The organism is Flavobacterium macrobrachii, from assembly GCF_014486675.1.
GTDB classification, from domain to species: domain Bacteria; phylum Bacteroidota; class Bacteroidia; order Flavobacteriales; family Flavobacteriaceae; genus Flavobacterium; species Flavobacterium macrobrachii.
In genome coordinates this window covers 1-10,879 of sequence record NZ_JACTAC010000084.1, presented here as the reverse complement: position 1 = coordinate 10,879, position 10,879 = coordinate 1, and the positions used below count along the sequence as shown (strand labels likewise).

Below are 10,879 nucleotides of genomic sequence, written 5' to 3'. Positions count from 1 at the left end.
ATTATACAAAGAGTTTGACAACGAAACACCAAAATATGTAGAAGACGACTACTACATCTTGAACTTTCTACAAGAAAAAATCAAAGTAGAAACACAAGACTTTTCTAAGATTGCTTCCTTTATGAATTCTAAAAAAGCAATGCAAAAGCTAATCAAATGGTTAGTAAAAGAAAAAGTAATCACACCAGAAGGCACCATCAACCGCGATAAACTAGACACCTTCTACGAAAAATACAACGAAAACATCGTAAACCGAACCATGAGATAAACCAACTCATCATACCTACCACCAACCTTTGCCAAACAAGCAAAGGTTTTTTTATACCCCAAAAAACACTTCCCTCTTTTCCATAAACTCATAATTCATAATTCGTAATTCCCAACTCTTTCCTCTTTCTTCTAATTTCTAATTTCTAATTTCTAAATTCTAATTTCTAAATTCTAATTTCACCCAAAACCACCGCCATCACTCACTTTTAACCTACAACAACAAAAAAGTTAGTAATTTTTTAACCTAAATAGTATGCGTGCATAATATTTTTTATTACCTTTGGAACTCAAACTAAATCGTTTTAGTAAAACGGAGTTCAATGAAAGATAAAACAATAGACTATATTCTACGTGCAACTTGGCAAGCTGTTGCAAGAATGTATAACGAAGAAGCATCAAAATTTGATGGTTCTATGGCAATTGGTTTCGCACTTTTAAGTATAGATAAAGAAGAAGGAACACCTTCTAGTTACATCAGTAACAGAATGGGAATGGAACCTACTTCACTCACTCGAACATTAAAGACTTTAGAAGAAAAAGGATTAATCATACGAAAAAAAAATCCTGATGACGGAAGAGGCGTTTTAATCTACCTAACAGATTTAGGAAAACAAATGCGTGAACAATCAAAAACTACCGTGCTAAAATTCAATGAAGTAGTAAAACAAAACATCAGTGAAGAAAAGCTAAATCATTTCATGGAAGTAGCCGATGTGATAAATGATTTGATAACGGAGAAGAAGATATTTTAGAGAATAGAGGAAAGAACAAAGAAGCTAGAAACAAGAGTCAAGAAGAAAGAGCAATAAAAGACTTATGAAACATAATTTTAAAAATCTCAAAATTTGGATACTCTCTATGGATATTGCTTCTGATATTCATAAAATAGGTTTGGAATTTCCAAAGAATGAAATTTATGGACTGGTAAGTCAAATGAATAGAGCTGCCGTTTCTATGCCCTCAAATATTGCAGAAGGTTCAAACAGAAGCAACATACATTTTAAACATTTTTTAAACATTAGTCTAGGCTCTTCGTTTGAATTACAAACACAACTATTAATTGCAAATCAAAATAATTACATAACAACAGAAAAGACAATAGAAATAGAAGATAAGATTATTGAATTCCAAAAGATGACTACTGGTTTCATCAATACATTAGAATACTAATCTTTTTTCTTTTCTCTTGCTTCTTTTCTCAAAATAAAAAACATGAAACGAACAATTAAAAAAGTGGCAGTTGTAGGTTCTGGAATAATGGGTTCTGGAATTGCTTGTCATTTTGCTAACATCGGTTTGGAAGTACTCCTTTTAGACATTGTACCCAATGCACTAACTGAAATCGAGGAAAAGAAAGGACTAACTTTAGAAAGTAAAGTCGTTCGTAACCGTGTAGTAAATGATCATTTAGCAAACGCTTTAAAAAGCAACCCATCGCCTATTTACAGTCAGAAATTTGCTAGCAGAATTACAACAGGAAACACAACGGATGATATGTCCAAAATTGCAACTTGCGATTGGATTATCGAAGTTGTGGTAGAACGTTTGGACATCAAAAAATTGGTGTTTGAACAAATCGACAAATTCCGTAAACCGGGAACATTAGTAACGTCAAATACTTCGGGAATTCCTATTAAGTTTATGAGCGAAGGCAGAAGCGATGATTTTCAAGCACATTTCTGTGGAACGCATTTTTTCAATCCTGCACGTTATTTGAAATTATTCGAAATCATTCCTGGTCCAAAAACTTCACAAGAAGTATTGGATTTCCTTTTTGAATACGGTTCAAAATTCTTAGGAAAAACTTCGGTAATTGCAAAAGATACTCCAGCATTTATCGGAAACCGAATTGGTATTTTCGGAATTCAAAGTTTGTTCCACCAAGTTAAGGAAATGGGATTAACCATTGAAGAAGTTGATAAATTAACTGGTCCAGTTATTGGTCGCCCTAAATCGGCAACTTTCAGAACTGTTGACGTTGTCGGTTTAGATACTTTAGTTCACGTAGCTAACGGAATTTATGACAATTGTCCAAATGACGAAGCACACGAATTGTTCAAACTACCAGATTTCATTAACAAAATGATGGAAAACAAATGGTTAGGAAGCAAAACTGGTCAAGGATTTTACAAAAAAGAAGGCAAAGACATTCTATCTTTAGACTTAGATACATTAGAATATAGAGCGGCTAAAAAAGCATCGTTCGCCACTTTAGAATTAACAAAAACTATTGAAAAACCAATTGACCGCTTCAAAGTTTTAGTAAAAGGAAAAGACAAAGCTGGTGATTTCTACAGAAAGAACTTCTCGGCTATGTTTGCTTATTGTTCTAACCGAGTTCCAGAAATCACAGAAGAGTTCTATAAAATCGACGATGCTATGAAAGCTGGTTTCGGTTGGGAAAATGGTCCGTTTGAAATTTGGGATGCTATTGGTGTAGAAAAAGCCATCGCCATGATGGAAGCCGAAGGTTACAAACCAGCAACTTGGGTAACTGATATGTTGATTTCAGGAAACAAATCGTTTTATTCGGTTAAAAATGGTAAAACGTGTTTCTACAACATTCCATCAAAAGCTCAAGAAGAAAAATCAGGTCAAGATGCTTTTATCATTTTAGATAATATCAGAGAAAGTCACAAAGTTTGGGGTAACTCAGACGCTTCAGTTATCGATTTAGGTGATGGAATTTTGAACTTAGAATTCCATTCCAAAATGAATACTATTGGTGGTGGCGTTTTAACCGCAATCAACAAAGCAATCGACTTAGCTGAAAAAGACTATAAAGGATTAGTAATTGGAAATCAAGGAACTAATTTCTCAGTTGGAGCTAACATCGGAATGATTTTCATGATGGCAGTCGAGCAAGAATACGACGAATTGAATATGGCTATCAAAATGTTCCAAGACACAATGATGCGAGTTCGCTACTCCTCTATTCCTGTTATTGTTGCACCTCACGGAATGACACTTGGTGGTGGATGTGAAATGAGTATGCACGCCGATAGAGTTGTTGCCGCTGCTGAAACGTATATTGGTTTAGTAGAATTTGGAGTGGGTGTAATTCCTGGTGGTGGTGGTTCTAAAGAAATGGCAGTTCGCGCTAGTGATTTATTCCGTAAAAATGATGTGGAATTGAATGTACTTCAAGAAAATTTCCTAACTATCGGAATGGCAAAAGTAGCAACTTCTGCATACGAAGCTTTCGATTTAGGAATTTTACAAAAAGGAAAAGATATTGTGGTAGTAAACAAAGACCGTCAAATTGCAGTTGCTAAACAAGTAGCATTACAAATGGCTGATCAAGGTTACACACAACCTGTTAGAAGGACCGATATCAAAGTATTAGGTAAACAAGCTCTTGGAATGTTCTTAGTAGGAACCAACCAAATGGTAGCAGGAAAATACATCTCAGAACACGATTTAAAAATTGCCAATAAACTTGCTTATGTAATGGCTGGTGGAGATTTATCAGAACCAACATTAGTAAGTGAACAATATTTATTAGACATCGAACGTGAAGCTTTCTTGAGTTTGTGTACTGAGAGAAAGACTCTAGAGCGAATTCAGTTTATGTTAACTAAAGGGAAACCGTTGAGAAATTAGTATTAAGACTGAAGTATTAAGTATTAAGACCTTAAAAAGTATGCACAATTTTGAAAAACTAAAAATCTGGCAAAAAGCAATGGACATAGCTGTTGAAGTTTATGAAATTTCTTTGCTTTTACCTGATGATGAAAAATTCAATTTGATACATCAAATAAAAAAATGTGCAGTTTCTATTCCTTCTAACATAGCTGAAGGTTCAGGTAGAAATCATAATAAAGAATTTATCCAATTTTTAGGAATAGCTAATGGTTCTACTTTTGAATTAATAACTCAACTAATACTAGCAAAAAGGTTAAAACTAATAAAAGAAGAAATAATACAACCCATAATAAACCAGTTAGTAGAAGTTTCAAATATGAATTTCTCTTTTCAAAAAACATTAAAAACATAAGTATCAAGATAATTGTATTAAGTATCAAGACATAATTGTTAGAAAAAATCTTAATACTTAATACTCCAATCTTAATACAAAAAAATTAATACAATAAAATATGAAAACAGCATATATAGTATCCGGATTTCGTACAGCAGTTGGGAAAGCTCCAAAAGGAGTCTTCCGTTTCAAACGTCCTGACGAATTAGCAGCAGAAACCATCGAACACATGATGGCACAGTTTCCAGATTTCGACAAAAAACGAATTGACGACGTAATGGTTGGAAACGCCATGCCAGAAGCTGAGCAAGGTTTAAACGTTGGACGATTAATTTCCTTAATGGGATTAAAAGTAACTGACGTTCCAGGTGTAACAGTAAATAGATATTGTGCTTCAGGATTAGAAACTATCGGAATGGCGACAGCAAAAATCCAAAGTGGAATGGCTGATTGTATCATTGCAGGTGGCGCTGAGAGCATGAGTTTTATTCCAATGGGTGGATATAAACCAACACCAGATTACGCTGTAGCAAAAGAAGGTCACGAAGATTACTATTGGGGAATGGGTTTAACGGCTGAAGCAGTTGCTAAACAATTTAACGTTTCTCGTGAAGACCAAGATGAGTTTGCTTACAATTCACATCAAAAAGCCTTAAAAGCTCAAGCCGAAGGTAAATTTGATAAACAAATTGTTCCGATTACTGTAGAGCAAACATTCATCAACGAAAATGGTAAAAAAGAAACCAAATCGTATGTTGTAAATAAAGATGAAGGTCCAAGAGCTGATACCAATATTGCCGCTTTAGGAAAACTAAAACCAGTATTTGCAGCAGATGGTTCCGTAACTGCAGGAAACTCTTCTCAAATGAGTGATGGTGCGGCTTTCGTTTTAATCATGAGCGAAGAAATGGTAAAAGAATTAGGTGTAACTCCTATTGCAAGATTAGTAAATTTTGCATCAGCAGGAGTTGAACCAAGAATTATGGGAATTGGTCCAGTAAAAGCAATTCCAAAAGCATTGAAACAAGCAGGTTTGACATTAAATGATATTGATTTAATTGAATTAAATGAAGCATTTGCATCACAAGCATTAGCAGTAACTCGCGAATTAAATTTAAATCCTGATATCATTAACGTAAACGGTGGTGCAATTTCTTTAGGCCATCCACTAGGTTGTACAGGAGCCAAATTATCAGTACAATTATTTGAAGAAATGCGATTAAGAAAATCTAAATACGGAATTGTAAGTATGTGTGTTGGAACTGGACAAGGTTCTGCAGGTATTTACGAACTTCTATAAAAAAGCAACACAGATTTAAGAAATCAAAAAAATTATTAAAATTTCTCTAATTTCTTAAATCTGTGTTCCAAAAAACTAAAACTATTTAAATTAAAAAAACATAAAAACCATGGAAGATATAACAAGAGGTGGACAATTTTTGGTAAAAGAAACCAAATGTGAAAATGTCTTTACACCAGAAGATTTCTCGGAAGAGCAAATTATGATGCGCGACAGCGTTAAAGAATTCGTTGATAAAGAAATTTGGCCAAACAAAGACCGTTTTGAGCACAAAGACTATGCTTTTACAGAAGAAATGATGCGTAAAGCTGGAGAAATGGGCTTTTTGAGCGTTGCAGTTCCTGAAAATTATGGCGGAATGGGAATGGGATTTGTAGATACTTGTCTAGTTTGCGATTATATTTCGGGCGCAACAGGTTCTTTTTCAACAGCTTTTGGTGCGCATACTGGAATTGGAACGATGCCAATTACTTTATATGGAACCGAAGAACAAAAACAAAAATACGTACCAAAATTAGCTTCTGGCGAATGGTTTGGTGCTTATTGCTTAACAGAACCAGGCGCAGGATCAGATGCGAATTCAGGAAAAACAAAAGCTGTTTTATCTGAAGATGGAACGCATTACAAAATCACGGGACAAAAAATGTGGATTTCTAATGCAGGTTTTTGTTCGGTTTTCATTGTTTTCGCTCGAATTGAAGACGATAAAAACATCACTGGTTTCATTGTAGAAAATGATCCAAGCAATGGAATTACCATGAACGAAGAAGAACATAAATTAGGAATTCGTGCTTCTTCTACGCGTCAAGTTTTCTTTGCAGATACTAAAGTTCCTGTAGAAAATATGTTGGCTGCTCGTGGCGAAGGTTTCAAAATCGCTATGAATGCCTTGAATGTTGGTCGTATCAAATTGGCAGCCGCTTGTTTGGATGCGCAACGTCGTGTAACATCCAATGCGGTGAATTATGCTAACGAAAGAATACAATTCAACACGCCTATTTCCTCTTTTGGAGCCATTCGTTATAAACTAGCCGAAATGGCAACTTCTGCATATGCTGGAGAAAGTGCTACGTATCGTGCCGCAAAAGACATTGAAAACCGCATCAAACTTCGTGAAGCAGAAGGTGCAAGTCATCAAGAAGCGGAATTAAAAGGAGTAGAAGAATTTGCTATCGAATGTTCGATTTTGAAAGTAGCCGTTTCGGAAGATGTTCAAAACTGTGCCGATGAAGGAATTCAAATTTATGGCGGAATGGGCTTCTCTGAAGACACACCAATGGAAAGTGCTTGGCGCGATGCTCGTATTGCTCGTATTTATGAAGGAACGAATGAAATCAACCGAATGTTATCCGTGGGAATGTTAATCAAAAAAGCGATGAAAGGTCACGTTGATTTGCTTGGACCAGCCATGAAAGTGCAAGAAGAATTAATGGGAATTCCGTCCTTTGACACGCCAGATTATTCAGAACTATTTTCGGAAGAAAAAGAAATGGTGGGCAAATTGAAAAAAGCTTTCCTAATGGTTGCTGGTGCTGCCGTTCAAAAATATGGAATGGATTTAGACGCACACCAACAACTATTGATGGCTGCTGCTGATATGTTAATTGAAATTTACATGGCAGAAAGTACCATTCTTAGAACTGAAAAATTAGCCAAAAAAGAAGGCGAAGCCAAAGTACAAGAGCAAATTGCTATGGCAAAATTATACTTATACAAAGCAGTAGATATTGTAGCCGCCAGAGGAAAAGAAAGCATTATCTCTTTTGCCGAAGGCGACGAACAACGCATGATGCTTATGGGGCTACGCCGATTTACAAAATACACCAACATGCCTAATATTGTTGGTTTAAGAGAAACTATTACAGCTAAGTTAGTGGCTGAAAATAGTTATTGTTTTTAAGTTTAGTTTATTAATTGATTCGAAAAACCACCTCTAAACGGGTGGTTTTTTGTTGGAATAGCATTTATGTAGTTTTATTTTATATTTTTACAATGATAAGTTTTTATTAAAGATTATAAATAATTGAAACCCCTTTAGCGCGGATTTCCAATCCTTGCCAACAAACTAACTCCAAAAAACAAATTCAAATAAACCCAGCCTTTGGCAATATTTCCTAATTTGGCAAAGGTTTTTTATTTGCTAAAAAAAATGTATACTTTAAGTTTAAAGCTGATGCGAGCCTCTTAAGTGTTCCAAATAAGTAAATAGCAATGATTTTTATTCATTTACATTAGACACAATTGTGCTGAACATTCTTTATTTCTAAAAAAAATTGTACATTAGTATTTCAATTTTTAGTATGGCAATTAAAGTATCACCTCTATCTCCTGCATTAACAGATGAAAAGTCATTGAAAACTTTGGTAGAAAACCGAACAATCTTTTCATTGGAACACTGTGAATTGAATATTTTTGAAACGTATCAAAAGTCAGATTTGGTTCCTTTAAAGTTCAATGATTTAGTAGTAACTAGTATGTTGCGTGGTAAAAAGATTATGCATCTTTTTGACGAACCTCAATTTGAATATTTACCTGGTGAAACGGTTATTGTACCATCCAATGTAGAAATGAAAATTGATTTTCCTGAAGCTTCAAAAGACAATCCTACCCAGTGTATCGCTTTAGCCATTGATCATAATATTATAACGAACACTTTAGATTTTTTAAATGAAAAGTATCCCAAAGAAGGGAAAGGCAACCACTGGAAACTAGACCATGAGAATTATTTTTTTTATAACAATGTTGACCTAGCAGGTACTATCAATAAACTGATCAAAGAATGTATGGGTACTTCTATAACAAAAGATGCTTTGGCTGACTTAACGCTGCAAGAATTAATCATTAGAATTATTCAAACGCAAACTACAAAACGATTTGACCAAAACAACTATTTAGATAGTAATAGTCCAATTGCTCCAGCGATAGAGTATATCAAAAATAATATTAGAGAAACTATAAATTTAAAAGACCTGAGCGATAAAGCTTGTATGAGCACCACTTCGTTTTATCGTTATTTTAAAAGGGAATTGGGAATGAGCCCAATTGAGTTTATCTTGAATGAAAAGATAAAGTTTGCCAAAAAACTTCTTAGCAATCCAAATGTTTATATCAACGAGGTTTCTTATGCCACTGGATTTGAAGATTGTAATTACTTCATTAGATTATTCAAAAAATATGAAGGTGTTACTCCTAAACAATATCAATTGATGAATTATAATGGGTAAAGTAGTGATTAGTGATTGGTGAAAAATAGTTAGTGAATGGCTTTACTCATTCCATTTAATCTCTTCTAAATTTTGTATTTCTTCTTCGGTGAATAATCTATAATTTATTTTGAATGTTTTGCCATAAGGCGTTTCTAGAGAAAAACCTCCTGCTCCTATTCCATCGGTTACATCCAAAGTAAAGTGAGCTTGTTTCCAATATTCGAACAAATCTTTGTCGAGCCAAAACTCAAATCCTTTGATGGTTCCTATGCAAACATCGCCATATCTTAGATAAAAGCCACCTTTTTCAAAACACTGTGGTTGTGTACCTTCACAACATCCGCCGGCTTGATAAAACATTAAATCTCCAAACTTTTCTGCTAAGAAATCTATTAAATCCAATGCTTTTTGTGTTGCCTCTAAACGTTTTATTTTTTCCATAATCATAAAAGTAACAATAACCGCAAACGCTACAAATAATTTTGCGAATTTGCGGTTATGGATTGATTAAACTACTACTAACTAAAAGAAACCTAATTTATTTTTGTTGTAAGAAATCAACATGTTTTTTGTTTGACGATAATGGTCTAACATCATTTTGTGGTTTTCTCTACCAATACCTGATTGTTTGTATCCACCAAAAGGTGCTCCTGCAGGATAAGCATGATATTGATTTACCCATACTCGACCAGCGTGAATTGCTCTTGGTACTTGGTATAATTCATGTGCATCGCGGGTCCAAACTCCAGCTCCAAGTCCATACATGGTATCATTGGCAATTTCGATAGCTTCTTCTGTAGTTTTGAACGTGGTTACTGCTAATACTGGACCAAAGATTTCTTCTTGGAAAATTCTCATTTTATTGTGTCCTTTAAACAAGGTTGGTTGGATGTAATAACCGCCTTCTAAATCGCCTCCAAGATGGTTAACATCGCCACCACACAATAGTTCAGCTCCTTCTTCTTTGCCTAATTTAATATAAGAAAGAATTTTATCTTTTTGAATTTGTGAGGCTTGTGCTCCCATCATCACCGTTGGATCGAGTGGATTTCCTGTTTTTATAGCATGTACTCGAGCCAATACTTTTTCTATAAATCGGTCATAAATAGACTCGTGAATTAAAAGACGGGATGGACAAGTACATACTTCGCCTTGGTTTAATGCAAAAAGCGCTACACCTTCGAGAGCTTTGTCTAGAAACTCATCGTCAGCATCCATAACCGATGGAAAGAAAATGTTTGGAGATTTTCCGCCTAATTCCAACGTTACTGGTATAATGTTTTCTGTGGCATATTGCATGACCATTCTTCCTGTAGCGGTTGAACCTGTAAAGGCAGCTTTAGACACTTTTGGATTGGTTACTAATGTTCTACCCAATTCTGCACCAAAACCGTTGACAACATTAACTACTCCTGCTGGAATTAAGTCGCCTATTAATTCCATTAAAACCATAATGGAAATTGGTGTACTTTCTGCTGGTTTTAACACTACACAGTTTCCTGCGGCTATTGCTGGTGCTAGTTTCCAAACTGCCATTAGAATAGGGAAATTCCATGGAATAATTTGGGCAACTACTCCAATAGGTTCGTGCATGATGATGGAAACGGTATCTTTATCGAGTTCTGTTATCGAACCTTCTTCTGCTCTAATTACACTGGCGAAATATCTAAAATGGTCTATGGCTAAAGGAATATCGGCAGCCATAGTTTCTCTGATAGCTTTACCATTATCTAGGGTTTCTACGGCAGCAATAAGGTTTAGATTTTCTTCTATTCTATCGGCTATTTTATTTAGCATAATGCTTCTCTCGGTTGCCGATGTTTGACTAAAGGTTTTGAAGGCTTCATAGGCAGCATCAACAGCCATTTCGGTATCCATTTTTGCAGAATGGGCAGCTTTTGCCATTGGTTTTCCGTCAACTGGTGATAGGACTTCAAAGTATTGTCCTGTAGATGGTGCTACCCATTTTCCGTTGATGTAATTATCATACTTTTCTTTTAACTGTGGTCTTTGAACTACGTTACTCATAAGTTTTCTTTTTTTGGTTTATTCAAAATTAAGTTTAGTATTGATTTTGAAATAGCACAATTAATTCAATTTATAGCACAAAATTGTATTATGTTT

9 protein-coding genes and 1 pseudogene are annotated in these 10,879 nt (G+C 34.9%); 8 read left to right on the top strand and 2 right to left on the bottom strand.

All coding sequences use genetic code 11. The features are described 5' to 3' along the window. The 8 genes and pseudogenes from IAI56_RS14025 to IAI56_RS13990 all read left to right on the top strand — a co-directional run. Positions 1 to 268 (top strand): annotated as a pseudogene (locus IAI56_RS14025) (hypothetical protein); the annotation flags it as partial. Positions 269 to 590: 322 nt separating this feature from the next. After that, positions 591 to 1,022 (top strand): MarR family winged helix-turn-helix transcriptional regulator, encoded by a 432-nt coding sequence (locus tag IAI56_RS14020; RefSeq protein WP_187658466.1) that lies wholly within the window; start codon positions 591 to 593, stop codon positions 1,020 to 1,022. 64 nt (positions 1,023 to 1,086) lie between these two features. Beyond that, a complete protein-coding gene (locus IAI56_RS14015) occupies positions 1,087 to 1,440 on the top strand; it encodes a four helix bundle protein (RefSeq protein WP_187658465.1) in 354 nt (117 codons plus the stop codon). Positions 1,441 to 1,482: 42 nt separating this feature from the next. Continuing rightward, on the top strand, positions 1,483 to 3,873 hold the full coding sequence (locus IAI56_RS14010) for a 3-hydroxyacyl-CoA dehydrogenase/enoyl-CoA hydratase family protein (RefSeq protein ID WP_187658464.1): 2,391 nt from the start codon (positions 1,483 to 1,485) through the stop codon (positions 3,871 to 3,873). A 40-nt stretch (positions 3,874 to 3,913) separates the two neighbouring features. After that, positions 3,914 to 4,267, top strand: coding sequence for a four helix bundle protein (locus tag IAI56_RS14005; protein ID WP_187658463.1), 354 nt, complete (start codon positions 3,914 to 3,916; stop codon positions 4,265 to 4,267). 100 nt (positions 4,268 to 4,367) lie between these two features. Further along, positions 4,368 to 5,549, top strand: a complete 1,182-nt coding sequence (locus IAI56_RS14000; RefSeq protein ID WP_187658462.1) for an acetyl-CoA C-acyltransferase — start codon at positions 4,368 to 4,370, stop codon at positions 5,547 to 5,549. 109 nt (positions 5,550 to 5,658) lie between these two features. Continuing rightward, complete coding sequence (locus IAI56_RS13995; protein ID WP_187658461.1) at positions 5,659 to 7,449, top strand: acyl-CoA dehydrogenase family protein; 1,791 nt, start codon at positions 5,659 to 5,661, stop codon at positions 7,447 to 7,449. Positions 7,450 to 7,849: 400 nt separating this feature from the next. After that, positions 7,850 to 8,773, top strand: a complete 924-nt coding sequence (locus tag IAI56_RS13990; protein ID WP_187658460.1) for an AraC family transcriptional regulator — start codon at positions 7,850 to 7,852, stop codon at positions 8,771 to 8,773. Positions 8,774 to 8,815: 42 nt separating this feature from the next. Here the strand turns inward: IAI56_RS13990 and IAI56_RS13985 are convergent, their stop codons facing one another. Then, positions 8,816 to 9,196 (bottom strand): DUF779 domain-containing protein, encoded by a 381-nt coding sequence (locus tag IAI56_RS13985; protein ID WP_187658459.1) that lies wholly within the window; start codon positions 9,194 to 9,196, stop codon positions 8,816 to 8,818. 81 nt (positions 9,197 to 9,277) lie between these two features. Continuing rightward, positions 9,278 to 10,783 carry an aldehyde dehydrogenase family protein gene (locus IAI56_RS13980; RefSeq protein WP_187658458.1) on the bottom strand — a complete coding sequence of 502 codons (1,506 nt, stop codon included), beginning with the start codon at positions 10,781 to 10,783 and terminating at the stop codon, positions 9,278 to 9,280. Between the last annotated feature and the right edge of the window lie 96 nt (positions 10,784 to 10,879).

Bases quoted from the DNA above. Each gene is read 5' to 3' on its own strand.
- IAI56_RS14020 (WP_187658466.1), top strand. From the start codon at position 591: ATGAAAGATAAAACAATAGACTATATTCTACGTGCAACTTGGCAAGCT.
- IAI56_RS14015 (WP_187658465.1), top strand. From the start codon at position 1,087: ATGAAACATAATTTTAAAAATCTCAAAATTTGGATACTCTCTATGGAT.
- IAI56_RS14010 (WP_187658464.1), top strand. From the start codon at position 1,483: ATGAAACGAACAATTAAAAAAGTGGCAGTTGTAGGTTCTGGAATAATG.
- IAI56_RS14005 (WP_187658463.1), top strand. From the start codon at position 3,914: ATGCACAATTTTGAAAAACTAAAAATCTGGCAAAAAGCAATGGACATA.
- IAI56_RS14000 (WP_187658462.1), top strand. From the start codon at position 4,368: ATGAAAACAGCATATATAGTATCCGGATTTCGTACAGCAGTTGGGAAA.
- IAI56_RS13995 (WP_187658461.1), top strand. From the start codon at position 5,659: ATGGAAGATATAACAAGAGGTGGACAATTTTTGGTAAAAGAAACCAAA.
- IAI56_RS13990 (WP_187658460.1), top strand. From the start codon at position 7,850: ATGGCAATTAAAGTATCACCTCTATCTCCTGCATTAACAGATGAAAAG.
- IAI56_RS13985 (WP_187658459.1), bottom strand. From the start codon at position 9,196: ATGGAAAAAATAAAACGTTTAGAGGCAACACAAAAAGCATTGGATTTA.
- IAI56_RS13980 (WP_187658458.1), bottom strand. From the start codon at position 10,783: ATGAGTAACGTAGTTCAAAGACCACAGTTAAAAGAAAAGTATGATAAT.